Origin of the sequence: Thermoflexus hugenholtzii, from assembly GCF_018771565.1 — a bacterium.
Lineage (GTDB): Bacteria > Chloroflexota > Anaerolineae > Thermoflexales > Thermoflexaceae > Thermoflexus > Thermoflexus hugenholtzii_A.
The window spans coordinates 1,697,829-1,722,166 of sequence record NZ_CP076326.1; the positions used below are offsets into that span (position 1 = coordinate 1,697,829).

Genomic DNA, 24,338 nt, shown 5'->3' on the forward strand with positions numbered 1-24,338 from the left:
CCCCGGCCGGGCCGGGGCCCACCCTGCCTCCGGCGATGGCCCTGGAAGATCGGATCGCGCGCAGCCGGCTGATCCCGCCTCGCCCCCGGCCCACCTGGGTGCGCCGTCCCCGGGTGGAGGCCCGCCTTCGGGAGGCCCTGGAGGCCCCCGTGGTGGTGGTGAAGGCCGAGCCGGGTTACGGCAAGAGCACCGCCGTGGCCCAGACGCTCCATCACGGCCCCTGGCCCTACCTCTGGTATAGCCTGACGGAAGCCGATCGCGACCCCCAGCGCTTCCTCGCCCACTGGATCTACGCGTTCCGCTCCCTGGACCCCCGGCTGGGTCGCTCCGCGGCCGAGCGGCTCCATGAACCCGGGGGCTTCGCCGCCCTGGATGCCCTCGCCAACGAGCTGGTGGATCGCCTCCCCCGGGAGGTCGTCCTGGTCCTGGACGACTATCATCTCGCGGACAGCCCGGAGATCCGGGCCCTGCTCGAGCGATGGCTGGAGCAGCTCCCCCCGGCCCTTCGCCTGGTCCTCATCACCCGGCGCGATCCCGAGCTGCGGGGCGCCGCGCGGGCCCGGGCGCACGGAGAGCTCCGGGAGATCACCGCCGCCGACCTCGCCTTCGCCCCAGAGGAGGTGCGGGAGCTGTTCGCCGCCCAGGGGCTCCCGCTGAGCCCGGAGGCCGCCCGCCGGCTGGCCGAGGAGACCGAGGGCTGGATCATCGCCTTGTGGATGATCCTGCACCACCTGCGGGAGAGCGGACCCCAGGCGGTGGAGGTCCTGCTCGATCGCCTGCCGGAGGCCCTGCCCGATCTGTTCGCGTATCTGGCTGAGGAAGTCCTGGACCGCCAGCCCGAGCCGGTCCAGCGCTTCCTGGTGCGAACCAGCATCCTCCACGAGCTGACCCCATCCATCTGCGCGGCCATGCTGGAGGACCCGGAGGCCGGGCGCCTGCTTCCCCAGCTGGAGCGGCGGGGGCTTTTCCTGATCAGCGCCGGCGAGGGCCGCTGGCGTTACCATCACCTCTTCCAGGAGTTCCTGCAACGCCAGGCCCAGCTCCGCCTGGGGGATCTGCGGCCGCTCCATCGGCGGGCCGCCGATTGTTACCAGCAACACGGGGAGCTCGAGGCCGCCATCGCCCACCTGCTGATGGCCGGCGCCTTCGAAGAAGCCGCAGGCCGTCTGGAGACCTTGGCGGACCGTATGATCCGGCAGGGCCGATATCTTCAGCTGGCCGAGTGGGTGGATCGCCTGCCGGATTCGGTCCTGGCGGCGCACCCTCGCCTCCGGATCGCCCGGGCCGATGCCGCCCGTCTCCTCAGCCGCTTCGACGAGGCCCTGATGGGCTACGCCCGGGCCCGCCATGAGGCCGCCCGCCGGGGCGACGCCGCCGCCGAGGTCCAGGCCCTCATCGGCCAAGTCATGGTCTTCCTCGACACCGTCCAGCCCGCCCGGGCCGCCCCTCTCCTGCATGAGGCCTGGCGTCGGATCCGTCCGCATCCGGGCGAACGGATCCGCCTGCTCGGGCTGATGGTGGAGAACCTCCTGAACGCCGGACGGCTGAGGCGAGCGGACCTCCTCCTGGAGCGGGTGCGCCAGCACGATCCCGGCGCCCTCTTCCCGGATGTCGAGCCCCGGCTGCGGATCCGCCAGGGCCGGCTGGCCCAGGCCCGCCTCCTCGTCGAGGGCCTCCTGCAAACCGCCCCCTGGGGACCGGATCGGCAGCGGATCCCTCGTTCCCATCGGGAGGCCACCGTCCTGCTCGCCTGGATCTGCGCCATGACGGGAGAAGGGGAAGCGGCCCGTCGCTACGCCGAGCACGGCCTGCAGCTGGGCCGGGAGCTCCGCTCGCCGATCGTGGAGTGCGTCGCGCTGGCCCGCCTGGGCCACGGCTGGCTCTCCGGCCCCGATTACGATCTCCGTCGGGCGGAGGAGGCGTATCGGGCCTCCTTAGAGGTGGCCCGCAAGATCCGGGTCCCCCGCTTCGAAGCGGAGGCCCATCTCGGCCTCACCCGGGTGGAGGGCATGAAGGGGCGGCCCGGGCTGGCGTACGCCCACGCCGAGGAGGGCGCGCGGATCCTGCAAGAGGCAGGGGATGCCTACCTGACCGCCGCCATGCGGCTGGCCCAGGGGATCGCGGCCGTCCAGAACGAGGATCCCCGGGGCCCGAGCTGGCTGGAAGAGGCGATCCGGATGGGCATCCGCTGTGGGGAGCGTTATCTGTGCACCCTGGGACGGCTCTGGCGGGCATGGGCGTGGCTTCGCCAGGGAGATCCGGAGGCCGCGCGGCCGTGGCTGGAGGAGGCGCTCCGGGTCGTCCAGGCGGAAGGCTATGATTTCATGCTCGCCGGAACCCCCTTCCTGGGCTTCCACGACGCCGGGTCGCGGATGGCCCTGTTGCAGACGGCGCTCTCCGCCGGGCTGTTCCCCGCTTATCTGCAGGCCCTCTTCCCCCGGGTTCTCCAGGCCACTGCCTCGGGGGTGCCCTTCGGCCCCTGGGCGGTCCCCGAGGGGAGCCGGGGGCGCCATCCGCCCCTCTACGTGCAAACCCTGGGCCCCTTCCGGGTCTGGCGGGGGTTGTATGAGATCCCGCCGGAGGCATGGGAGCGCAAACCCGCCCGCCGCCTCCTCCAGTTCCTCATCGCCCACCGCCGGCGCCCGGTGCACCGGGAGGAGGTGATGGAGGCCCTCTGGCCGGGGCGCGATCCCTCCAGCGCCGCCCTGGAGCTCCGGGTGACCCTCCATGCCCTCCACCGGGCCCTGGAGCCCACCCGGCAGCCGGGGGAGCCGCCGTTTTATGTGATCCGGGAGGGGGAGTTCCTTCGCCTGAACCCCCAGGCCTCCTTCCACATCGATGCCGATCTCTTCACGAGCCTGATCGACCGGGCCCAGCAACAGATCGCGGAGAGGCCGGAGCTCGCCCTGGGATGGCTCCGCCAGGCGCTGGCCCTCTATCAGGGGGAGTTCCTGGAGGAATGTCGCTATGAGGAGTGGGCTGCCCCGGAGCGGGAGCGGCTGCTCGCCCTCTACCTGAACGCCGCCGAGCGGGCCGCCCGCCTCCTGGCCGAGCGAGGGGCCTGGGCAGACGTGGCCGCCCTGGCCCAGGCCCTCCTGGAGCGGGATCCCTATCACGAGGCCGCTTGCGAGCTGCTGGTCCAGGCCTGGTGGGCCTTAGGGCGCCGCGCCCTGGCCCTCCGCACCCTGGAGCGCTTCCGCCGCCGCATGCGCCAGGATCTGGGCGTGGAGCCTTCGCTTTCCCTTCCTCTTCAGGCGGAGGATCCTTCAGGCTGAAGCGCCGCTCCAGGCCGGCGCCTTCCCGCGCCCCTCATCCGATCCCCCTCCTTCGGACATAGGGCTTTCCAGTTTTCTGAGCTTAGGCCCTTCTCTTCCTGAGCAGAAGGCCTTGAGGAGATGGTGGGGTGCGAGGCCTTCTAAGTTTGTGGGCAGGTGATCCCTCTCGGCCACAGGATACGTAGGGCAACTGCAAGCAGTTGCCCTACGTTCCGAAAAACTGGAAAGCCCTCCTTCGGACAGCGGCCGCTGGCCCCGAATCCCTGAATCTGCGAAAATCAGAGAAGGGCCGCGCAGCCTTCGAATCCGATGCGGGAGGGACCGATGAGGATCGAAGAACCTGCGGAGGAGCTTCCCGAAGGATCCGGGGCGGAGGCGGAGCCCGCGGAGCCCGGACGGCCCCCGCGCCACCTGGTCTGGAGCACAGACCGCCTGGACCTCCGGGATCCCTTCCAGCGCAAATGGTATATCCGCCAAGTCCTCCTTCACGGCCGGGAGGAGGACCTCTGGACGCTGGACCTGAAAGAAGTGGCGGAGATCCTCGAGGAGCTGAACCTGCCATCTCCGCTCCACCGCCTCTGGGAGATGTTTCTGGAGAGGAAGGGTCTTGTTAAAAGATAAAGGTCTCCTCACCCCGGCCCAGAAGGAAGCGCTCATCCTCCTGGCCACCCTGCCCGACCAGGAGCACTTTTATTTGACGGGCGGAACGGCCCTTGCGGAGTTCTATCTCGGACATCGGATTTCGTTTGATTTGGATCTGTTCACCACGCAAGAAGGCCTGGTGGGGCCTTTCTCCCAAGTGCTGGAAAGGCGATTCCGGGAAAAGGAATGGGGGGGTGAAAATCATCCGGCGCTTCGCCACGTTCGTGGAGATGCTCCTGGAGAAAGCCGGGGAGGAGATCCGTCTGGATCTGGCATTGGATGCTCCCTTTCGATTCGCTCCCCCTCTTCTATCAGAATACGGGGTTCTGGTCAACGCTTGGGAGGACTTAAAAGCGGAAAAAACCCTGGCCTATTACGGACGCGCAGAACCTCGGGATGCGGTCGACCTTTACTTTCTGCTTGAAGAGCATTCCCTGGAACATTTGATGGAGCTGGCTGCTCGGAAGGATCCGGGGTTTGACCGTTACGGGTTTGCCGTGGCCTTGAGCCGGGCCGAGGGATTCCCGGACGATCCCCAACGATGGCCGGTCCGGATGGTCCGGCCCTTCGAGCCGAAGCGCCTGAAGGATCGCTTTCGTTCCCTGGCTGTGGATTTGATGGAGCGGTTAACCGGGGGGAACCCGATGGAAGGACCTGGCCCGCAGGAGAAGCCGGAAGGATGAGTCGGTCGGTCGCCAAGCAGATGTTGAGGCTCGCGGAATTCCATCGCCGGGGGGTGTTCGATGCAACGCTTTCTGATCCGCTGGGCGCTGAACTCGGTGGCCCTGTGGGTGGTCTCCCGGATCTACCCCGGGGTGTCCTTCCGGCCGGATGCCGGGCTGGAGGGCATCCTGCTGGCCGGGCTGGTGCTGGGCCTGGCCAACGCCCTGATCCGTCCCCTCCTGCTTTTCTTCACTTTCCCCCTGAACCTTCTCACCCTGGGGCTGTTCACCTTCGTCGTCAACGCCCTCATCCTCTATCTGGTCGCCGCCCTCACCCCTCTGGAGGTCGGCGGCTTCCTCCAGGCCCTCATCGGCGCCATCCTGCTCTCCATCGTCAGCTTCGGCCTGAGCCTCCTGGTGCGGGAGAAGAAATAGCCCAACAGTTCGGCTTCACCGCCTCCGCCAGATCTCGGCGGCGTCGTCCCGGTAGATCCGCTCCCAGCGGGGGGAGCCGGCCACGGCGGCCATCAGAGCCGGCTGTTCCGCCGGGCTGAGCATCAGCAGCCGGACGCCGTAGCGCGCCAGGCGCGCCTCCCAATCCGGCGCCGCCCCACTGATGGCCAGGTAATCCTCCCAGATCGCCATCGGATACAGCTCCAGCCGCGGGTCCACGAACACCGGATAGTCCGGCTGGGCCGCCCAGATCAGATAGCTCCCGAAGGAAAGGGCGTGGAAGAGCGGACCCGGCGGCCGCTCCCGCAACAGGAACGCCGTCGCCGCCACCGGCGTCTCGGCGGAGATCAGCCCCGCCTTGGCCGGGGGCAGCGGCCACATCCCCTTCCACCACGGCAGGGAGGCCGCCGCCATCACCCCCAGCACCCCCACGAACACTCCGTTCATCCACGGGATCCCCGCCCCCGCCCGCCCCCGAAGCCACCCCGCCAGCCGCTCCGCCACGGCCGGCGCGGCGACCATCCCGAACCACACAATCCCCCGGGAGGTCCAGAGCCCTAAGGCGGCGAAGGGGCCGAGCCGCAACAGAAGGCCCGGATCCGTCCGGCGGGGCGGCAGGAGCAGCAACGCCCCCACCCCTGCCAGACCGATGTAGAACAGCAGCCCGTGGCGGTCCAGCCCCGGCGGCGCCCACTCCGGCACCAGGCTCCGGAGCATCGGATTGCGGGCCATCATCGCCAGGTATTCATAGACGCCGAAGCCCCGCGGGTTCAGCCCCGTGCTGAGCAGGGCCAGCGCGAAGGCCTGCGCCCGCAGCCCCAGGGCCTCTTTCCCCGCTTCCTTGCGGAACACCCGCCATGCTGCCTCCGCCACGGCAAGGCCGGCCATCAACAACCCGATGGGGAAGGAGCCGTGGGTGTTCACCCAGAGGAGCATCCCGAGGGGGAAAGCCCACCGCCAGCGCGGGGAGCGCCCCAGCCCCGAGAGCGCCCGCAGGAACATGGCACCGGCCAGGAATCCGAAGGCCTGCGGCCGCACGTTCCAGTCGTCGATCCCCAGGGCCGCCGCCAGCAACGTCCCGGCCGCTGCCGCCCGCGGCCCACCCGCCTCCCACGCCGCCCACAGGATCAGCCCGTAGGCCGTTGTGATCAGCAAGCTGTGGAAGAACACGATGAGGGCAGGGCCGCCGGCGGCGTAAAGCCCGTAGTAGAGGACCTCCGCCAGCCAGAATATCGCGTAGGAGGGATACGGCGTCCCCGCCCGCGTGTAGGAGAACGTGTCCACGAGCGGGATGCGCCCGGTCCGCACGATCTCGCGGCCGACGGCCAGATGCCACCAGAAATCGTGGGGGCGGATGGGGTGGGTGTTGAGGAAGACGAAGATCCCCACCAGCACCGTGAACGCCAGCAGACGCGCCGGGGTGAGCCCCCTCAGGATCCCTCTCTGACTCATCGCTCAGGCCATCCCGGATCTTTCCCACCCTCAGGCATGCCAGGCCGATTCGCCCCGAACCCAGGGAGGCCGAAATTTCACTTGTCTGACACTTCCTGCAGATCCCCCCAATCACTTAATCCCAAGCATAAAGGAGATCCTCCCGAACGTGCTTCCAGAGGTCGGGCTTCTGCGGAAGTGCTCCAGAGGTCAGAAGATCCACCTTCAAACCCAGGATCTCCTCCAGATAATCCCACAGTTCGAAGAACTTCAGCCCAATCGGCCGCTTCAGCCGCACCAGAAGATCCACATCGCTCATCCCCGTTTGCTCTCCCCGGGCATAAGAGCCAAAGATCGCCAGATCTCGAACTCCGTAGCGCTCTCGGAGGATCTGCCGGTGTTCAATCAGGATCGCCCGGATTTCCTCCAGCGTCTTCATGATCTTCCCCCCACCGGAGATTCGTTTGCCTTATCGATCCCTCATGAGGATCCGTGGCCCCAACGATGATCACCGATTCCCCTTGGGATTATAACCTCGATCATGACCTGCCCGAATCCTCCGTTACAGGGGACAGAAACCATCTGCGAATCCGGGCCCGAATACCTGAATCGCCTGTCCGCCCTCGCCCGGATCAGCGCTCCGCGCCAGGCGTCGGCCTCCGCCGACGCAAAAGCTGCCCCTTCGGTCGGCGCAGGCCGACCGTCGGCCGAAGGCCTCCACGCCGATTGGAAATCGGCCTTCTGAGGCGCTTACGCGCCAGGCGTCGGCCTCCGCCGACGCAAAAGACCCCCTCCCGGTCGGCGCAGGCCGACCACCGGCCGAAGGCCTCCACAGGCCGAATTCATTCGACACACATGGCCGAAGGCCTCCACGCCGATTGAAATCGGCCTTCAGAGGCGCTCCGCGCCAGGCGTCGGCCTCCGCCGACGCAAAAGACACCTCCCGGTCGGCGCAGGCCGACCATCGGCCGAAGGCCTCCACGCCGATTGAAATCGGCCTTCAGAGGCGCTGCACGCCAGGCGTCGGCCTCCGCCGACGCAAAGGCCATCCCTTCGGTCGGCGCAGGCCAACCGCCGGCCGAAGGCCTCCACGCCGATCGAAATCGGCCTTCCAAGGCGCTCCGCGCCAGGCGTCGGCCTCCGCCGACGCAAAGACCATCCCTTCGGTCGGCGCAGGCCAACCGCCGGCCGAAGGCCTCCACAGGCCGAATTCATTCGGCACACATGGCCGACCGTCGGCCATAGACCTCCCCAGGGCGAATTCCTTCGACGCGCAAGCCCGGTGCGAAGGAGGGCCGGGAGGCCCTGGCGGGGGGTATAATCGAATCCGGGAGCGGTCGGGATGCCCAGACCCGCCGCTCAGGAGGCGCGAAGTGGCGCGTCGGAAGGAGACGGTGGATCGCCCATCGCCGGAGCATCCGCCCGCGTCCGAGCCGGCCCAGCCGGAGCGGACGATCGCTCCCTATCGCCGCCCGGAGGAGCAGGCGATCGAGCTCGCCCTCCGGCCCCAGCGGCTGGAGGAGTTCATCGGCCAGGAGCGGGTGAAGGAGAACCTGCGCATCCTGATCGAGGCCGCCCGGGCCCGCGGGGAGCCCCTCGATCACCTGCTCTTTTACGGCCCCCCCGGCCTGGGCAAAACCACCCTGGCCACCGTCATCGCCGCCGAGATGGGCGTCCCCATCCGCATCACCTCCGGCCCCGCCATCGAGCGGGCGGGGGACCTGGCCGCCATCCTCACCAACCTGCGGGCCGGCGAGATCCTCTTCATCGATGAGATCCATCGCCTCCCCCGGGCCGTGGAGGAGATCCTCTACCCGGCGATGGAGGACTTCGCCCTGGACATCGTCATCGGGAAGGGGCCGGCCGCCCGCAGCATCCGCCTGAGCCTCCCCCGCTTCACCGTCATCGGCGCCACCACTCGCCTGGCCCTGCTCACCGCCCCGCTGCGCGCCCGCTTCGGCGCCATCTTCCGCCTGGACTTCTACGACCTGCCGGCGATGGAAACCATCGTCCGCCGCGCCGCCCGGGTGCTGGGGGTGGAGATCGACGCGGAGGGCGTGCGGGAGATCGCCCGCCGCGCCCGCGGCACCCCCCGCGTGGCCATTCGCCTCCTCCGCCGCGTCCGCGACTACGCCCAGGTCCGCGCCGACGGCGTCATCACCGGCGCCGTGGCCGCCGAGGCCCTCCGGCTGATGGACGTGGATCCCCTGGGGCTGGATGAGCTGGACCGCCGGCTGATGCGCACCATGGCGGAGAAGTTCGGCGGCGGCCCGGTCGGCCTGGAGACCCTGGCCGCGGCCCTCTCTGAGGAGCCGGACACGATCATGGATGTGGTGGAGCCCTACCTGCTGCAGCTGGGCTTCCTGGATCGCACGCCCCGCGGCCGGGTGCTCACCCGCCGCGCCTACGAGCACCTGGGCCTCCCCTACCCTGGCGAGGCCGCCCAGCCTCCCCTGCCCATGGAGCCGGCCGGATGGGACGGGTGATGGCCCTGGATCTCGGGGAGAAGCGCATCGGGGTCGCCCTCAGCGACCCCACCCGCACCATCGCCCGCCCCCTGACCATCCTCCCGCGCGCCTCCCGGCGGGCCGTGGTGGAAGCTCTGCGCCGCCTGATCGCCGAGCATGAGGTGGAAGAGATCGTCATCGGCCTCCCCCGCAGCCTCTCGGGCGCGGAGGGACCCCAGGCCCGGTGGGTCCGTCGGGAAGCCGAAGCCCTGGCCCGCCAGCTGCCGGTCCCGGTGGTGCTGTGGGACGAACGCCTCTCCACGGTCACCGCCGCCGCCTATCGCGCCCTGCGGGGCGCCCGACGCCGGGATCCTCTGGACGCCGAGGCGGCGGCGGTGATCCTTCAGGACTATCTGGAAGCGCAGCGGGCCCCCGCGCCCCGCGAAGATCTCCCATCGGAGTGAAGCCGCATGGCCCGACGACGCGCCTCCCGCTCGCTCTGGCGATGGGTCCTGATGATCGGGACCGTGGTCTTCTTCTGCGGCGCCCTGGGGGCCGTCCTCCTCCCCCGCCTCGGACGCCCGGACGCGGGCGCCGGTCCGACCCTCTCGGGCTCTCCCCTGGATTGGGGGCTGGGCCTTTACCTGTTCCTGCGCCGGGACGACCTGCAACAGCCCGCCGGCAACGATCCCACCCCGGTGACCTTCGTCATCCAGCCCGGCCAGTCTGTGACCGAGGTCGCCCAGGCCCTGGAGGAGGCCGGCCTGATCCGGGACGCCTTCCTCTTCCGGGCCTATGTGCGCTACCACGGCCTGGATCGGGAGATCCAGGCGGGGGAATACACGCTCCGCAAAACGATGACCATCCCGCAGGTCGCCGAAGCCCTCCGCGCCGGCCGCAAGTCGGAATGGACGGTGCGCATCCGGGAGGGCCTGCGCCTGGAGGAGGTGGCCGAGGCCGTCGCCGCCCAGACCCATCTTTCGGCCTCCGCCGTCCTGTCCGCCGCGCGGGATGGGATGCGCTGGCGCGCCCGCTTCGCCTTCCTCGCCGACCTGCCGCCCGGGGCGACGCTGGAAGGCTATCTGTTCCCCGACACCTACCGGCTGGCCCGGGACGCCACGGCGGAGGATCTGATCGCGCGGATGCTGGAGAACTTCGGGCGCAAGGTGACGCCGGAGCGGATCGCCGCCGCCCGGACCCGGGGGCTCACCCTCCATCAGGTCGTCACCCTGGCCTCCATCGTGGAGCGAGAGGCCGTCCTCCCCGCGGAGCGTCCCCTCATCGCCAGCGTCTACCTCAACCGGCTGGCCATCGGGATGAAGCTGGACGCCGATCCCACGGTGCAGTATGCCCTGGGGTATCAGGCGGATCAGAAAACGTGGTGGAAGAGCCCCCTCACCTTAGACGACCTGCAGGTGGATTCCCCGTATAACACCTATCGCTATCCGGGGCTGCCTCCCGGGCCCATCGCCAACCCGGGCCTGGCGTCCATCGAGGCGGTCCTCAACCCGGCGCAGACGGATTATCTCTACTTCATGGCTGACTGCCTCAAGAAAGACGGGAGCCACTGGTTCGCCCGCACCCAGGAGGAACACCTCCGGAACTTCCAGCGCTGCCAGGGGTCGCCCTGACCGGCCCGTTGGGAAGCCGACATCCCGGACGGGCCGCCTAAATCAAGCCCCGGCGCATGGCAAACTGGACGAGCTCCGCGCGGTTCTTCAGGCCGAGCTTGCGCATCAGGTTCGCCCGGTGGAAATCCACCGTCTTCACGCTGATGAACAGCGTCTGGGCGATCTCCTGATAGCTCTTCCCCTGGGCCAGGAGGACCAGGATCTCCCGCTCCCGCTCGCTGAGGGTCTCCAGGGGATCTGTCGGCCCCTCCCCGGAGCGCCGCACCTCCTCCACCAGGAGGTCCGTCAGGCGAGGATCCATGTAGGTTTCACCGGCGTAGACCGCTCGGATCGCCCGGATCAGGGTCTCATCCGGGGCCCGCTTGAGCACATAGCCAGAGGCCCCCGCTCGCAGCGCCGGCATCACATACTCCCGGTTCTCATGCTGGCTCAGGATCAGCACCCGGGTGCGGGGGGCAACGCGGACGATCTCGCGGGTCGCCGCCAGGCCATCCATCCCCGGCATCCCGATGTCCATCAGGACGATGTCCGGCTGCAGCCGGCGCGTCTGAAGGATGGCCTCATGGCCATCCGCCGCCTCGCCCACGACCTCGAAATCCGGATACAGCTGGAGCAGCGCCCGGATGCCGGCGCGCACGATCGCGTGGTCATCGACGATCAGAATGCGGATCCCCATCTCTTACCCTCCGATCGGCAGACGAACCCAGAGGCGTGTCCCCTGCCCGGGCGCGCTTTCGATCTTCATCTCCCCGCCCAGCAGCTCCACCCGTTCCTGGATCCCGAGCAACCCCCACCCTCGGCGGGCGCCGTTCCCTTTCTGGACCTCCGACCAGATGAAGCCGATCCCATTGTCCGCGATCTCGAGCTCGACCCATTCCGGCTGCAGGGCGAGGCGGATGCGCGCCTCGGTCGCCTCCGCGTGCTTGCAGATGTTCGTGATGGCCTCCTGGGCGATCCGGAAGAGCGCCGTTTCGATCTCAGGGGGGAGGCGCGGAACGTGCTCCGGGATCTCGAAGATCACGCGGACGTCGCGCGCCTCAAGGCGCTCCCGGGTATACCATTTCAGGGCCTGGATCAGGCCCAGGTCGTCCAGAAGCGTGGGGCGCAGATCGTAGATGATCGTCTGAAGCTCCCGGATGGTCTCGCTGGCGGAGATCTTCAGACGATCCAGCAACCGGGGCACCTCCGAGGGCGCCTGGGTGATGGCCAGGCTGACCGTGTTCAGCCCGAAGACCAGCGCGCTCAGGGACTGGCCGATCCCATCGTGAAGCTCGCGGGCGATGCGGAGGCGTTCCTCCTCCTGGGCGCGCATCAGGCGGGCCAGCAGCTCCCCGCGGATCCTCTCCTTGCGGCGCAGCTCCTCCCAGAGCTGGGCGTTCTCCAGGGCCAGGCCGATCTGCTGCCCCACGGTCACCAGCAGCGCCATCTCCGCCTCATTGAACGCCTCCGGATCCCCTGCGGCCACCCCCAGAACCCCGCGGACGCGTCCTCCGATCGGGATCGGCACCGCAGCGTGGCAGATCAGGGGCATCCCGAGAAGCGAACGGATGCGATAGATGGCGCAGCTGGACTCCGAGGCCCTCACCACCGCCGGCTGCCCATCCCTTAACACCTGGCCGCAACGGCACTCCGGGAAGCTGAACAACGACTCCACGGAAAGGGATACCGGCAACTCCGGGCCGTGCCAGACCGCCAGATAGGGCCGATCCCCTTCCCCCAGCATGCAGATCCAGCCGACCTGGAGCTCCAGGGCGTTCAGAACCTGTTGCAGGACGCGCCGCAGAAGGCGGTCCGGCGGGAGGGACTCCCCCATGGCCAGGGCCACCGCGTTCAGCGCCATCAGCTCGCGGTTCCGGCGGCGGAGGGCCTCCTCCCGCGCCTTGCGCTCGGTGATGTCCCGAGCGAACCAGACCAGGACCCATCGGCCTTGATAGCGAATGCGGGTCCCCATGGTCTCCAGGACACGAGATCGACCCTCCCGGTCGGTCACCACCAGCTCGACCGGGGCGACGGGCTGCCCCTGGCGGAGGCTCTGCCAGAGCCGGGAGGCGATCCCCACCGAACGGGGAGGCAGGATGCTGGCCGCGTTCAACCCGAGGAGCTCCTCCGGCCGGCAGCCCAGCTGGCGGGCGAAGGCCTCATTGACGAAGAGCAGCTTCCCCTCCTCCGGGCCCTCCGCCCCGATCAGGGCGATGCCCTCGCCCACCGCGCTGGCCGCCATCAAGAGGTTACGATAGCCCGCCTCGGAATCCTGCAGCCGACGGATCGCCTGCTGGATCTCATCGGCCATCTGGTTGAAGGCGCAGGCGAGATCCCCGATCTCCCCCCCGGGCGGCAGACGGACCCGCTCATCGAGGTGACCCTGGCCCAGGCGCTGAGCCTGACGGGCCAGCTCCACCAGGGGAGAAACCACCACGCGGCCGAAACCGTAGGCCATCCCGGCTGCGATCAGACAGCCGAGCGCGGTCAACCCAACCAGAAAGCGGGTCACCCAGGCCTGCAACGCGACGATGCGCGCCTCGCTGAGGCCCACATGGATCTCCGCCGGGATCCCGTCCAGCGGCCGGTAGGCGAAGTCCCGCACCAGGCCGCGTTCCGTCTCCAACAAGAGGCCTTCACCGGCCGACTCGGGGCGAGCGGGGATCAGCCGCAGCAAATCGGCCGGGAAGCCATTCGGGAACGTGTGCACCACCCGCCCATCCGGGGCGACGGCGAAGGCGTAGATCACATCGCCGTTCTCCCGGACGACGGCGTTCAGGAGCTCCTGGACCGTAACCAGATCCATCTCCGCCAGGGCGTTGGCCAGGTTCTCCCCCAGCGCCCGCGTCAGGGACTGTCCGCTGCGGATCAGCTCCGCCCGCAGGGCGCGGGTGAGCAGCGCGTGGATGATGCCCGTGGTGATGACCCCCGCCGACACCACCAGGATCACCAGCGCCAGGATGAGACGCGTGGTCAGGCGCCGGGGCAGATAGCGGTCCAGCCACAACCAGAAACGACTCATCTCATGGCTCCAGCAAGCCGATCTCCCGGGCGATCCAATACAGATCCGCGTATTCCTCATCCCGAGCCGGGGCGAATCCCATGGGCATCTCGGACCGCTCCCAGTGATACAGGAAGGCCCGATCGCGCCCCCCGGGATCCAGGGTCAGAAGCGCCTCCCGAACCATCTGGGCTGTCTTCTCCGGCACCCCGGGCCCTGCGATGATGCCGCTGGACGGATACGGCTCTGAGAGGGCCAGGATGCGCACCAGCCCCCGTTCGGCGAGGGCCAGCGCCAGGGTGTCCTGCAGCCCCCCCGCGTCGTAGCGGCCGCTGATCACCGCGTTGGCGGTGGCCGCGTGGGAGTCATGGAAGGCATACGCGCGGAGGTCGCGCAAGGTGAGGCCTGCGCGCTGCAACATAAGGCGAGGGATTAAATGACCCTGGGTCGAGTTCGGGGAGCCGAAGGCGAAGGACCGCCCTCGCAGATCCGCAAGATCCCGGACCGGGCTATCCGGCGGGACCACGATGGCCGCCCGGTAAGTATCCTGACCCTCCCGGTTGCGGCCCCGCACCAGGATCCGCGCCCCGCACCGGTGATACGCCTGCAGGTAGGTGACCGTGCCGACGATCCCGAAGTGCACCCGGCCTGCGCAGATCTCATCCGCCACGCTCTGCCCCCGCGGCGCGATCCGAAGGCGGAAGCGGAGCCCCGTCTGCCTCTCCAGCCAGCGGAGGAGGGAGGCGTTCATCCGGATGTCCTCCTTGGGCTCCAGCCGCCGATCGAAGCCCCAGATCCATGGTCCGTCCTCCTCCAGGGAGACGCGGAGGGCCGTCGAAGGGAGGAGGGATTCGGAGAGGCGAACCGGGATGGCAGGCTCCCTCTGACAGGCAACCAGCACGAAGACCAGGAAGATCTGCCAGGGCATCCCCCGCATCAGAGCCTCCGCAGGATCAGACGCTATGCGCCCTGGCCCCGTTTCCATTGTAACGGGGATGAAGATGAGTGGCTACGTCCCAGGATCCTTCCGGGTCCGGAACTGGGAAAATCCCCAGGTCTCCTTTCCGGAGGAGCCCCAGGCCCATGGAGGGCACAGGTCCTTTATGCTCGAAATCGAAGGAAAGCTTCGCTCGGGAGCGCATGCGATGGTTCAAGAAACCCGCACTCGAAAGCCGGACCTGGCGACGCGGAGGGCGTTCCTGGCGCGGTTCGCCAGCGGGATCTTCGCCTCCCTGATCGCCCCTGCTGCCGCACAGGGGATCCTGGATCAGGTCGAGGCGGCTCCACCGGGCGCCCCGGTGGGGGAGCTGGAGCCACCCCCTGAGCTCCCGGAGGCGATGAGCGGGCAACACCCCGTGGTGCGCATGATGGAGGATCTCCGGCGGGCGCTGCAGAAACCGGTGGAACAGCGGCGCTGGGCGATGGTCATCGACCTGCGCAAATGCGTGGGATGCTATGCCTGCACGGTGGCCTGCATCTCGGAGAACAAGCTGCCGCCCGGCATCGCCTATCGGCCCGTGCTGACGGAGACCCGGGGGACCTATCCGCACGTCTCCCGGCGCTTCATCCCGCGGCCGTGCATGCAGTGCGAAAACCCGCCCTGCGTTTCCGTGTGCCCGGTGGGGGCGACGTGGAAGCGGGCCGATGGGATCGTGGTGATCAACTATGACCAGTGCATCGGATGCCGCTATTGCATCACCGCATGCCCCTACGCAGCCCGCTCCTTCGACGCCGGATACTTCTACAGCGATTTTGAGGGCGGCCAGCCACAACCCTATGAGCTGCTCCCCTCCCCAGAATACGGCCAGGGCCGCGTCCGACGCCGGGACGCCTCTCCCATCGGCAACGTGCGGAAGTGTCACTTCTGCCTCCATCGCATCGAGCGAGGGCAGCTGCCCGCGTGCGTGCTCTCCTGCATGGGGAGGGCCACTTACTTCGGGGATCTGAACGATCCCCAGAGCCTGGTCGCGGAGCTGGTCAGCCAGCCCAACGTCATCCGTCTGAAAGAGGAGCTGGGCACGGAGCCCAAGGTCTTTTACCTGGTTTGAGGGAGGTCCGGGATGATCGCGACCAAAGCTATCTCCCGTCGGGATTTCCTGAAACTGGCCGGGGCCTCCGCCGGAGGCCTGGCGGCCATGGCCGCCCTGGGCCACGGCTTCAAAACCCTCAGCGCCAGCGAGGCCCGACAGCAACAGGAGGCCGGCAAGCGGGTGGTCTACACCGCCTGCGTGATGTGCCCCGCCGAGTGCGGCCTCGCTGTCGAGGTCGAGAACGGCGTGATCTCCAACATCTACGGCAACATCCACGTCCCCTATAACTCGGGGACCGTGTGCGCCAAAGGGGTGGCTGGCCTGCAACTGGTCTACAACGTCAACCGGATCAAATACCCGATGATCCGGGTGGGCGAGCGAGGAGAGGGCAAATTCAAGCGGGTCTCATGGGAGGAGGCCCTGGATTACATCGCCACGAAGCTGATCGAGATCAAGCAGAAATACGGAGCCGAGTCCGTGATCATGGACTGCGGGGACGTGACCGATCGTGATCCTTACTACTATCTCTTCCGCGCCTTCGGCACGCCTCACACCGTGGAGCACGGTTCGATCTGCGACACCCCGCGCCGCCACGGGCCCAAGCTCATGTTCGGGGGCAAGCGCATCGAGCCCGACATCATGCGCCCGGTGCTGGTTCGCCAGCCGGACGGAAGCCTGAAGAACGATTACAGCTACCGCACCCGGCTGATCATCTACGTCGGCTGGAACCCCTTCACCGCCACTCGAATCAACTACGAATCCCGGGGAACGGTGGAGGCCAGGCTGGCCGGAGCCCGCATCATCGTCATCGACCCCGCCTTCTCCAACACCGCCACCAAGGCGGATCGCTGGATCCCCATCCGGCCCGGGACGGACGCCGACCTCTTCGCGGCGATGCTGCGCTACATCCTGGAGAACCACCGGGACGATGATCCGTTCCGCCGCTACATCGACTGGTCCTTCAAGGAATACAGCCAGGGCTGGGAGGAGTTCGAGGCCGCCTTCCGAAGCTGGTGGGACCGCAAGGATCCCCTCAACGGGCTGCCCTACTTCTCCCTGGAGTGGGCCGCGGAGCGGACCGGCATCGACGCCCAGACCATCGCCGAGCTGGCCCACACCTTCGGGATCACCAAGCCGGCGGCCCTGGTGTGGGGGATGAACGGCATCGGCCACCACTACAACGGCTACGTGGCCTCCATCCTGGGCACCGCCCTCAACGTCATCACCGGGAACATGGAGGTCCCGGGCGGGGCCATCGACACGGAGCTGGTCAAGAGCAGCAAGGGCGGCAAGGCCTCCGGCGGGGACTTCCTCAAGCGCGAGGTCACCCGCATCGTCAACGGCCGGGAGGTCAAGGGGAAGATCGAGGAGCTCCACATGGACGGCTACGGGGACTGGCCGGCGGCGTGGGATGACGTGGTGGGCGACTACCCGCGCCGCTTCATCGAAGGGGTCACCCTGCGCTACGGCCCGTTCCGCGGCCACCGCTATCCCATCAAAGCCTACTTCATCCGCACCGGGAACCCGGTGATCACCGGCTCCAACACCCGGAAATGGATCGAGGCCCTGACGGCGAAGGACGAGACGGGGAACTACAAGGTGGAGCTGGTGGTCTACATCGATACAGTCTTCCTCGAGACGGGGCTCTACGCCGATGTGGTCCTCCCCGAGGCCAGTTATATGGAGCGCATGAGCCTCTCGGACATCTATCCGGTCCATCCCGTGCTCTACCTGCGCGACTTCGTCATCCGCCCGATGTATGAATCCAAGACCCAGTATGAGATCTGCTGGGCGCTGGCCCGCAAACTCCACGAAAAGGGTGATCCCGACATCCAGCCGAAGGACTTCTGGGAGAAATACCCCACCGAGGAAGACTTCTGGAACGAAGCCCTGCGGGTGGCCCCCGGGCGGCCCAACACCGGAGAGCCGCTCCCCTACCCCAACCTGCCCAAAGGCTACAAGCTCCTCGGCACACCGGACTCCCTGGAGGCCGGCCGCGTGCAGATCGATGACGAGAAGAAGGAGATCCGCGGGGAGCCGCTCACCGTCCAGTGGCTGCGGGAGCACCACGGCGTGGCGGTGTGGCCCATGAGCTGGAAGCGGTTCCACGGCGGCGGGGTGCTCCAGACCGACAGCAAGAAGGTGGAGTTCGTCTGGGATTACACGGTGGAGAAAGACGGCCAGGTGCAGCGCAAAGGCCGTTACGCCAAATACAACAAGCTGATCGAGGAGGCCGGCGAGACGCCGCCCGGCATCGCGCGCCTCGGCTGGCAGAAGTATCCCTCCACCTTCTACTGGTTCGAAACCCGCTGGAACCCCTACACCAACCCGGATTACGCCAAGTATCGGGAGGAGTATCCCTTCCAGGTGATCTCCGGCCGCATCCACCACGCCATGTCCGGCACCCAGATGGTGGACTGGCTGGGACGGCTGCCCACGGAGGACCTCTGGATGCCGCTGAACGACGAACGGGTGGTGGAGGAGGTGATCATCGGGGAGAACGGGCCTACGCCGACCGGCCGCCGCGTGCGCATCCCCCGCGGAACCTGGTCCATCGGCGTGATCCAGATGAACCGCGCCGATGGGGAGCGCCTTGGGCTGAAGACCGGGGATCTGGTGGAGCTGGAGACGCCGCAGGGGTTCAAGACGCGCGGGAAGGTCGTCCTGGTGGAGACCATCCGGCCCGGCGTGCTGCGGCTGCCGTTTGGCGGGGGCGGGCGTTTCAGCCCTGGCCTGGGCAAGACGTGGGCCTTCCATGACATCACACCGAACCAAAACGCCCTGGTGGATCCCGAGAACCTGTCGCCCATCATGGGGCAGCCCGCTTATTGCGATGTGATCGTCAAGGTCCGCAAGATCGGCTAAGGAGAGCCGGTGATGGAGCGTGAGCTGAAAGAACGCGAAGGTCTCTACAGCCTGCTGCGGGCCCTCTTCTCCTATCCCTTAACCGAAACGGTCTTGGGCGCGGTGGCGAGCCTGGCCCTGGAGCCAGGCTCGCCCATGGCCCCAGGGCTCCGGCAGCTGCAGCAGCGCATCCGGGAGGCCGTCGACGGCCGGGCTCTGGTCGAGGCTCTCAACGTTGAGATGACCCGGCTGATGGAAGGCCCCGGCCGCGTCCCCGCCCCCCCTTTCGCCTCGTTCTATCTGCACGGGGAGCGGCTGATGGGCCCCGCGGCGGCGGCCGCCCGTCGCTTCTACCTGCAGTGGTCCGCCATGCCGGAGACGGAATGGCGGATCCCGCCCGACCACATCGCCCTGGAGCTGGGTTTCCTGGCCTACCTGGCTCGACGGGCTGCTGAGGCAACCCATGACGCGGAGCGCTGGCGGATCCTGCAGGCCAGCCGGGAGTTCCTCCGCCGCCACGTCTTACCATGGCTGCCGCGCTTCTGCGAAGCCCTGGCCTCCAGCACCACCGATCCCTTCTTCATCGGGCTGGCCGCCTTCACCCACGAGGCCGTCCGGCTGGATCTGGAATGGCTGGACGCTGTCCTTGCAGAGCACTCTGATTCGCTGCCATCCGACGAACGCACCGGGAGGTCCTCATGAGCCGAGCGGAGAAGATCACGCGGGGGATGAGCGCTGTCGAGAGGATCCTGTGGGGGATCGCCATCGCTGGCTTGGTGGCCGGCGCGGTGGGCCTGATTCAGCGCCTCACCGGCGGGCACACGGTCGCTGCCTATAACACCTACGTCCCCTGGGGGCTGTGGGTGGCCGTTTACACGACCCTGGCCGGGATCTCCATCGGGGCCTTCGCCGTCGCTGCTCTCGGAGAAAGTTTCCGGGTGAAAGCCTTGCAGCCCCTGAGCGGGATCGCCCTCTTCGCCGCCCTGGCCGCCCTGGCCGGAGGGTTGCTGGCCATCTGGCTCGATCTCGGCCATCCTCTCCGCTTCTGGAAGCTTTACCTTTCGACCCAGCCCGCTTCGCTTATGGCCTGGATGGCCTGGTTCTACCTGATCTACGGGCTTCTCCTCCTGGCTCTGATTTATCTCAAGAAGGCCCAGCCGGAGAGCCCGGCCATCCGGCCGCTGTTCGGCCTCGGTCTGCTCCTGGCCGTGATCATGGGAGGCGCTGAGGGGGCGCTCTTCGGAGTGGTCAGCGCCCAGGGCCTGTGGGAATCCGCTCTGGTTCCCATCCGCTTCCTGGCCGATGGCGCATTGGGCGGAGCGGCCCTGGTTCTCTTCCTCTCGATCCTCCTGGGCCACGCCGACGCCGAAGCCCTCCGCTTCCTGCGAGGCCTGGTGCTGGGTCTGCTCCTGTTCACCCTCGTGCTGCTTTGGGCGGAATACTCCACCACCCTCTACGCGGGGGTCCCGAGCCGGGTGGAGGCCCTGCGCCTGATCCTCTTCGGGCCGTTCTCCTGGGTCTTCTGGATCTTCGAGATCGCCTTGGGGCTGGTCCTTCCGCTGATCCTGCTGCTCCTGCCCGGGGCTCGGCCTGCCGTCCTGGCGGCCGCCGGCGGGCTCGTGGCCTTCACCAGCCTCAGCGCCAAGCTGAACCTGGTGATCCCCGCGCTGGTGGTGCCTGAGTTCGAAGCCCTGCGCCTTGCCTTCACTGGCCCGGGCTTGAGCTTCGATTACTTCCCCACCCTCACCGAATGGCTGCTGGCCGTTGGCATCGTCTCCGCCGCCGCCTTGATCTTCCTGGCCGCCTACCGCCTGATCCCCATCGTCAGCCCATCCCACCCGTCCTGAGCCCCTCAGGGGCACCGAAGGGCGATCAGGGTCAGGCAGAGGTCCGCCTGACCCTGATCCTCTTCCCCCCGATCGATCCGCCCTGAAGCACGCCCCAACCCCCCAGGGCTTTCCCGCCTCCCCGGACCATGCGGGCTTGACGGATCCTCGAAATCTGCTATAGTAAATCATAGTTTTCTTTAATGAACCGGAGGGTCCCTTGGCCTATATCCATCGGGTGCCGGCGGTGGAGCGGGCGCTGCGGATCCTGGAGTGGATCGCCGACCGGCCGGAGGGGGTTTCCCCTGCGGCGCTGCAGGCACGCTTCGGGTTCTCCCGCACCGGGCTCTTCGCGCTGCTGAACACCCTGAAGGCCCACGGTTACCTGGAGCAGGCCGGCCCTCGCGGGCCCTACCGCCTGGGCCCCCGATGGTGGGCGCTGGCCGCCCAAGCGCATCCCGAACAGGCGCTGCGGGAGCTGTTCCGGGCCGAGGCCCGCGGGTTCGCCGAGAGCCTCGCGCTGCTGCGCCCGGCCGGAGGGGAGGTGGTGGTCCTGGAAGCCGCCCTGGGCGCCTATCCCCTGGTGGGCCGCTGGGCCGTGGGGGACCGCCTTCCCCTTGAGGGGAGCGCCCCCGGATGGATTTTCCTGGCTGCCCATCGAACCGGCCCCCGCTGGGGGCGGATCCGACGGGAGGGGATCGCCCGCCGGCGCCTGGGCGCGCTGATCGAAGCGGCTGTCCCCATCTGCCCCGACGGCCGCCACCCGGTCGCCGCCCTGGCGGTCCGTCTGCCCGCCTCCCGGGCCCGCCCGGCCCTCTATGAGGCCCTGCGGGCGGCGGCCGCCCGCCTCTCCCTCCGGCTGGGCGCCCCCGCGTATCAGCCCTACGCCGCCGAGCCGGAAGGGCTCTCCCTGCGGCGGCTTCGCCCCGAGGAGATCGCCGCTTTCCTGGAAGGGCCATGGATCGCCCGGCTGGTCGGCCTGCGAGCGGACGGCCGGCCGTATGCGGTTCCGGTGTGGTATCTCTGGGAGCGCCCGGCGCTCTGGATCGCCGCCCTCCCGGGCTCCCGATGGCCGGGCTACATCCGGGCTCACCCCCAGGTCACGTTGCTCATCGATGAGCCCTGGCCGCCCCTGCGACGGGTCCGGGTGGAAGGCCGGGCCGTCCCCGATATCTTCCCGGAAGGCCCCGACGGCCTGGCCGCGCGGCTGGCCGCCCGCTACCGGCTCGAAAGCCCGCCCCCCGGGCTTCGGGAGATCTTCCGCATCCTCCCGGAACGGATGGAAGGCCGCCGCGGCGTGATCCCTCCCGCCGATCGATAGGGGGCCCGGGATGCTGGAGATCCGGATGGAACGCGTTCACCATGCCTTCCCGGCCCCCTCGGGCCGCTGGGTGATCTTCGAGGATCTGAACCTGGAGGTCCGCCCGGGCTCCTTCACCGTGATCGTGGGCCCCAGCGGATGCGGCAAGTCCACCCTGCTCCGCCTGGCGGCCGGCCTGCTGACGCCCACCGCCGGTCGGATCCGCATCGGGGACCTTTCCCCCGCCCAGGCCCGGGCGGCCCGCCGCATCGGCTGGATGGGCCAGCAGCCGGCGCTGCTGCCCTGGCGCACGGTGGAAGGCAACATCCGCCTCGCCCTGGAGGTAAACGGCCGCGCCCTCCGGCCGCCCCTTACGGTAGAGGAGCTCATCGCGATGGTCGGCCTGAAGGGGTTCGAGCGGGCTTACCCCCGGATGCTCTCGGGGGGCATGCAGCAGCGGGTCGCCCTGGCCCGCACCCTGGCCGCCGGCCCCGCTGTCTGGTTGATGGATGAGCCCTTCGCGGCCCTGGATGCCCTGACCCGAGCGCAGCTGCTGGAGGAGGTGGAGTGGCTGTGGCGCGCCTTCGGCGCCACCGTCCTCTGGGTGACCCATGACCTCCATGAGGCGGTCCGCCTGGGGGATGAGGTGGTGGTCCTCGCCGGCCGACCGGCCCGGATCCGAGCCCGCATCCCCCTCCCGGATCCGCGTCCGCGGACGGACGAGCGACGGATTGGGGAGTGGGTGGAGCGCGTTCGAGCAGCCCTGATGGGAGGCGCCGGATGAGCCCGATGGGAATGGAGCTTCCTCGCCTGCGTTCGGGGGCGCGGCTGGCCCCATGGGTGCCCCTCCTCGCCCTCCCACTGGCCCTGGCGGGGTGGGAGCTGATCGTCCGCGAGGCCCGGGTGCCGGTGTATCTGGTTCCCGCCCCCTCCCGCATCCTGGCCACGCTCTGGGCCGAGCGGGGGCTGTATCTCCAGGCGACGGGAGTGACCCTGGGGGAGGCCGCCGCCGGCCTGGCGCTGGGGATGGGCGTCGCCCTGGCCCTGTCCGTCGCCACGGCCTTCTGGCCGCCCCTGGAGCGGGCGATCATGCCCCTGGTGCTGCTGCTGAAGGCCATCCCGCTGGTGGCCATCGCCCCCATTCTCACGCTGTGGTTCGGCTTCGGGCCGCTCCCCAAGGTGCTGATGACCGCCCTGCTGACCTTTTATCCGGCGCTCGTCCCGTTGATGACCGGGCTGCGGGCGGTGGACCCGGCGGCGCTGGAGCTGCTGCGGGCGTGGGATGCCTCGGCGTGGGAGATCTTCGTCCATCTGCGATGGCCCTCGGCATGGCCCTACGCCTTCGCCGCCCTGAAGACCGCCGTTCCCCTGGCTCTGATCGGGGCGGTGGTGGCCGAATGGACCGGGGCCTCGGGCGGGCTGGGGCGGGCCATGTGGCTGGCCCAGACCAACCTGGACATGCCCCGCCTGTTCGCCGCCGCCATGATCCTGGCGGCGGTCAGCCTGGCGGGCTACAGCGGGGCCGCCCTCCTGGAGCGGCGCGCCCGCTGGTGGAGCCCGGAGGAGGCCCGCCTCTAAAGCCGCGCGTCCTCGGGCCTTCAAAAGGCGCTCCACGGATGATCCGCGTGGCACCTTGCGCGCAAAGGCCCGATGCCTTTCATCCCATTCATCCCGGAGGTGGCGATGCGGTTCTTCAACGGTTCCATCGGCACACGGCTTCGCGCGGGGTTCGTTCTGTGGCTGATCCTGATGGCGGGGTGCGCCACGCCGGCGCCGCCGGCGACCCCCACCCCGGCCCTCCGGCACATGGTCTTCATGGCCGGCTATAAGCCCCAGGCCAACCTGCCCTTCGTCGGCGTGTATGTGGCGAAGGAGAAAGGCTACTTCGCCGCGGAAGGGCTGGACGTCGAGATCCAGCATTCCACCGGCCGCGGGGAGCATCTCCAGCTGCTGATGGCCGGGGGCGTTCAGGTGACCACCCAGGACGCGGCGGTGTTGCTCCAGCGGCGGGCGGACCCGGGGCTCCCTCTGGTCTCTATCGCCCTCATCGGCCAGCGGGGGCAGCAGGCCTTCGCCGCCCTGAAGTCCTCGGGGATGCGGACCCCTAAGGATTGGGAGGGCAAGAAGGTGGGTTACAAGGGGACGCCTCCCCCCGACCTGTTCGCCATCATGGAGGCGGCCGGGGTGGATCGAAATCGGGTGGAGCTGGTCAACGTCGGCTTCGACCCGCGGGTGCTGGTCCAGGGGCTGGTGGATGTGTATCCCCTCTTTAAGTCCAATGAGCCCTATCTGCTGCGGCAGATGGGCTACGAGCTGGTGATCTGGGACGCCGCGGACTATGGGGTGCCGACCCTGGGGTTGACCTACGTGACCAGCGAGGAGCAGATCCGGCAGGATCCGGACCTGCTGGTCCGCTTCCTGCGGGCGGCGTTGAAGGGGATTGAGGACGCGCGGGCGAACCCGGAGGAGGCGGTGGACATCGTGCTCCGATACGCGCCTCAGGCGGACCGGGGCCACATGCGCTTCATGCTGGAGACGGAGCTCAAGGATGCGGAGTCGGAGGTGACGCGGGCCCACGGCCTGGGCTGGCAGACCCGGGAGCAGTGGGAAGCCCTGTATGAGGTCCTGCGGCGCTACAACGCCATCACGAAACCCGTGGAGCTCGAGCGGGTCTTCACCAACGAGCTGCTCCAGAAGGCCCGGGGCCGATAAGCGACAACCCGACCTTCAAACAGCGGGTTGGGCAGGCGTCCATCGCCTCCGCCCAACCCGCCTGGATTCTCCGCTGGATCTCCCGAGCCTGTTCGCGCCGAACGA

Annotated in this window: 20 protein-coding genes and 1 pseudogene; 16 read left to right on the forward strand and 5 right to left on the reverse strand. The window is 68.6% G+C overall.

Annotated features, from left to right (window positions below; translation table 11 throughout):
• Window positions 1-35: 35 nt before the first annotated feature.
• The 5 genes and pseudogenes from KNN16_RS07795 (at window position 36) to KNN16_RS07810 (ending at window position 5,014) form a co-directional block, all read left to right on the forward strand.
• A complete protein-coding gene (locus tag KNN16_RS07795) occupies window positions 36-3,275 on the forward strand; it encodes a BTAD domain-containing putative transcriptional regulator (protein WP_303896181.1) in 3,240 nt (1,079 codons plus the stop codon).
• A gap of 324 nt (window positions 3,276-3,599) precedes the next feature.
• Entirely contained in the window at window positions 3,600-3,896 is a 297-nt protein-coding gene (locus KNN16_RS07800) for a hypothetical protein (RefSeq protein ID WP_303896183.1), read from the forward strand.
• Window positions 3,883-4,071, forward strand: a pseudogene (locus KNN16_RS15165) (nucleotidyl transferase AbiEii/AbiGii toxin family protein); the annotation flags it as partial. The gene KNN16_RS07800 and the pseudogene KNN16_RS15165, both read left to right, overlap by 14 nt.
• A gap of 40 nt (window positions 4,072-4,111) precedes the next feature.
• Entirely contained in the window at window positions 4,112-4,600 is a 489-nt protein-coding gene (locus tag KNN16_RS07805) for a nucleotidyl transferase AbiEii/AbiGii toxin family protein (RefSeq protein WP_303896185.1), read from the forward strand.
• A 60-nt stretch (window positions 4,601-4,660) separates the two neighbouring features.
• The gene (locus KNN16_RS07810) at window positions 4,661-5,014 is read left to right on the forward strand and encodes a phage holin family protein (protein WP_303896186.1); all 354 of its coding nucleotides are present in this window, start codon (window positions 4,661-4,663) and stop codon (window positions 5,012-5,014) included.
• Between the two features lie 15 nt (window positions 5,015-5,029).
• Here the strand turns inward: KNN16_RS07810 and KNN16_RS07815 are convergent, their stop codons facing one another.
• Window positions 5,030-6,484 carry a hypothetical protein gene (locus KNN16_RS07815; RefSeq protein ID WP_303896187.1) on the reverse strand — a complete coding sequence of 485 codons (1,455 nt, stop codon included), beginning with the start codon at window positions 6,482-6,484 and terminating at the stop codon, window positions 5,030-5,032.
• Window positions 6,485-6,599: 115 nt separating this feature from the next.
• Window positions 6,600-6,902, reverse strand: a complete 303-nt coding sequence (locus KNN16_RS07820) for a nucleotidyltransferase family protein (protein WP_303896188.1) — start codon at window positions 6,900-6,902, stop codon at window positions 6,600-6,602.
• 1,015 nt (window positions 6,903-7,917) lie between these two features.
• Here KNN16_RS07820 and ruvB point away from each other — a divergent pair.
• From ruvB to mltG, 3 genes are read left to right on the forward strand one after another with little or no spacing between them, the layout of a single operon-like run.
• Window positions 7,918-8,949 (forward strand): Holliday junction branch migration DNA helicase RuvB, encoded by a 1,032-nt coding sequence (gene ruvB / locus KNN16_RS07825; RefSeq protein WP_369685892.1) that lies wholly within the window; start codon window positions 7,918-7,920, stop codon window positions 8,947-8,949.
• Window positions 8,937-9,374 carry a Holliday junction resolvase RuvX gene (gene ruvX / locus KNN16_RS07830; RefSeq protein WP_299285063.1) on the forward strand — a complete coding sequence of 146 codons (438 nt, stop codon included), beginning with the start codon at window positions 8,937-8,939 and terminating at the stop codon, window positions 9,372-9,374. The genes ruvB and ruvX overlap by 13 nt, the downstream gene beginning before the upstream one ends.
• 6 nt (window positions 9,375-9,380) lie before the next feature.
• Window positions 9,381-10,541: an endolytic transglycosylase MltG gene (gene mltG, locus KNN16_RS07835; RefSeq protein ID WP_303896191.1), complete on the forward strand. Its 1,161-nt coding sequence runs from the start codon at window positions 9,381-9,383 to the stop codon at window positions 10,539-10,541.
• A 37-nt stretch (window positions 10,542-10,578) separates the two neighbouring features.
• Here the strand turns inward: mltG and KNN16_RS07840 are convergent, their stop codons facing one another.
• The 3 genes from KNN16_RS07840 to KNN16_RS07850 are packed head-to-tail and all read right to left on the reverse strand — an operon-like array spanning window position 10,579 to window position 14,458.
• Window positions 10,579-11,217, reverse strand: a complete 639-nt coding sequence (locus tag KNN16_RS07840; protein ID WP_369685855.1) for a response regulator — start codon at window positions 11,215-11,217, stop codon at window positions 10,579-10,581.
• A 3-nt stretch (window positions 11,218-11,220) separates the two neighbouring features.
• Window positions 11,221-13,542, reverse strand: coding sequence for a GAF domain-containing protein (locus tag KNN16_RS07845; RefSeq protein ID WP_299285072.1), 2,322 nt, complete (start codon window positions 13,540-13,542; stop codon window positions 11,221-11,223).
• Window position 13,543: 1 nt separating this feature from the next.
• Complete coding sequence (locus KNN16_RS07850; RefSeq protein ID WP_303896193.1) at window positions 13,544-14,458, reverse strand: PhnD/SsuA/transferrin family substrate-binding protein; 915 nt, start codon at window positions 14,456-14,458, stop codon at window positions 13,544-13,546.
• Window positions 14,459-14,666: 208 nt separating this feature from the next.
• On the opposite strand from KNN16_RS07850, the gene KNN16_RS07855 reads away from it, so the two are divergent.
• The 8 genes from KNN16_RS07855 (at window position 14,667) to KNN16_RS07890 (ending at window position 24,233) form a co-directional block, all read left to right on the forward strand.
• Window positions 14,667-15,569, forward strand: a complete 903-nt coding sequence (locus tag KNN16_RS07855) for a 4Fe-4S dicluster domain-containing protein (protein WP_303896194.1) — start codon at window positions 14,667-14,669, stop codon at window positions 15,567-15,569.
• Window positions 15,570-15,581: 12 nt separating this feature from the next.
• Window positions 15,582-18,416 carry a molybdopterin-dependent oxidoreductase gene (locus KNN16_RS07860; protein ID WP_303896195.1) on the forward strand — a complete coding sequence of 945 codons (2,835 nt, stop codon included), beginning with the start codon at window positions 15,582-15,584 and terminating at the stop codon, window positions 18,414-18,416.
• Between the two features lie 12 nt (window positions 18,417-18,428).
• Window positions 18,429-19,097, forward strand: a complete 669-nt coding sequence (locus KNN16_RS07865; RefSeq protein WP_303896196.1) for a molecular chaperone — start codon at window positions 18,429-18,431, stop codon at window positions 19,095-19,097.
• The gene (nrfD, locus tag KNN16_RS07870) at window positions 19,094-20,242 is read left to right on the forward strand and encodes an NrfD/PsrC family molybdoenzyme membrane anchor subunit (RefSeq protein ID WP_303896198.1); all 1,149 of its coding nucleotides are present in this window, start codon (window positions 19,094-19,096) and stop codon (window positions 20,240-20,242) included. The genes KNN16_RS07865 and nrfD overlap by 4 nt, the downstream gene beginning before the upstream one ends.
• A 199-nt stretch (window positions 20,243-20,441) precedes the next feature.
• Entirely contained in the window at window positions 20,442-21,542 is a 1,101-nt protein-coding gene (locus KNN16_RS07875; RefSeq protein ID WP_299285092.1) for a helix-turn-helix domain-containing protein, read from the forward strand.
• Between the two features lie 10 nt (window positions 21,543-21,552).
• Window positions 21,553-22,305 carry an ABC transporter ATP-binding protein gene (locus KNN16_RS07880; protein WP_303896200.1) on the forward strand — a complete coding sequence of 251 codons (753 nt, stop codon included), beginning with the start codon at window positions 21,553-21,555 and terminating at the stop codon, window positions 22,303-22,305.
• Window positions 22,302-23,099 carry an ABC transporter permease gene (locus KNN16_RS07885; RefSeq protein ID WP_303896201.1) on the forward strand — a complete coding sequence of 266 codons (798 nt, stop codon included), beginning with the start codon at window positions 22,302-22,304 and terminating at the stop codon, window positions 23,097-23,099. Before KNN16_RS07880 ends, KNN16_RS07885 begins: the two co-directional genes overlap by 4 nt.
• Before the next feature lie 105 nt (window positions 23,100-23,204).
• On the forward strand, window positions 23,205-24,233 hold the full coding sequence (locus tag KNN16_RS07890) for an ABC transporter substrate-binding protein (protein ID WP_303896204.1): 1,029 nt from the start codon (window positions 23,205-23,207) through the stop codon (window positions 24,231-24,233).
• Window positions 24,234-24,338: the final 105 nt, after the last annotated feature.

Coding starts and splice junctions, on each gene's coding strand:
- KNN16_RS07840 (WP_369685855.1), bottom strand. CDS start 11,217: ATGGGGATCCGCATTCTGATCGTCGATGACCACGCGATCGTGCGCGCC.
- KNN16_RS07850 (WP_303896193.1), bottom strand. CDS start 14,458: ATGCGGGGGATGCCCTGGCAGATCTTCCTGGTCTTCGTGCTGGTTGCC.
- KNN16_RS07890 (WP_303896204.1), top strand. CDS start 23,205: ATGCGGTTCTTCAACGGTTCCATCGGCACACGGCTTCGCGCGGGGTTC.
- KNN16_RS07845 (WP_299285072.1), bottom strand. CDS start 13,542: ATGAGTCGTTTCTGGTTGTGGCTGGACCGCTATCTGCCCCGGCGCCTG.
- KNN16_RS07855 (WP_303896194.1), top strand. CDS start 14,667: ATGGTTCAAGAAACCCGCACTCGAAAGCCGGACCTGGCGACGCGGAGG.
- KNN16_RS07865 (WP_303896196.1), top strand. CDS start 18,429: ATGGAGCGTGAGCTGAAAGAACGCGAAGGTCTCTACAGCCTGCTGCGG.
- KNN16_RS07885 (WP_303896201.1), top strand. CDS start 22,302: ATGAGCCCGATGGGAATGGAGCTTCCTCGCCTGCGTTCGGGGGCGCGG.
- KNN16_RS07880 (WP_303896200.1), top strand. CDS start 21,553: ATGCTGGAGATCCGGATGGAACGCGTTCACCATGCCTTCCCGGCCCCC.
- KNN16_RS07815 (WP_303896187.1), bottom strand. CDS start 6,484: ATGAGTCAGAGAGGGATCCTGAGGGGGCTCACCCCGGCGCGTCTGCTG.
- ruvX (WP_299285063.1), top strand. CDS start 8,937: ATGGGACGGGTGATGGCCCTGGATCTCGGGGAGAAGCGCATCGGGGTC.
- KNN16_RS07810 (WP_303896186.1), top strand. CDS start 4,661: ATGCAACGCTTTCTGATCCGCTGGGCGCTGAACTCGGTGGCCCTGTGG.
- nrfD (WP_303896198.1), top strand. CDS start 19,094: ATGAGCCGAGCGGAGAAGATCACGCGGGGGATGAGCGCTGTCGAGAGG.
- KNN16_RS07820 (WP_303896188.1), bottom strand. CDS start 6,902: ATGAAGACGCTGGAGGAAATCCGGGCGATCCTGATTGAACACCGGCAG.
- KNN16_RS07795 (WP_303896181.1), top strand. CDS start 36: ATGGCCCTGGAAGATCGGATCGCGCGCAGCCGGCTGATCCCGCCTCGC.
- KNN16_RS07800 (WP_303896183.1), top strand. CDS start 3,600: ATGAGGATCGAAGAACCTGCGGAGGAGCTTCCCGAAGGATCCGGGGCG.
- KNN16_RS07860 (WP_303896195.1), top strand. CDS start 15,582: ATGATCGCGACCAAAGCTATCTCCCGTCGGGATTTCCTGAAACTGGCC.
- mltG (WP_303896191.1), top strand. CDS start 9,381: ATGGCCCGACGACGCGCCTCCCGCTCGCTCTGGCGATGGGTCCTGATG.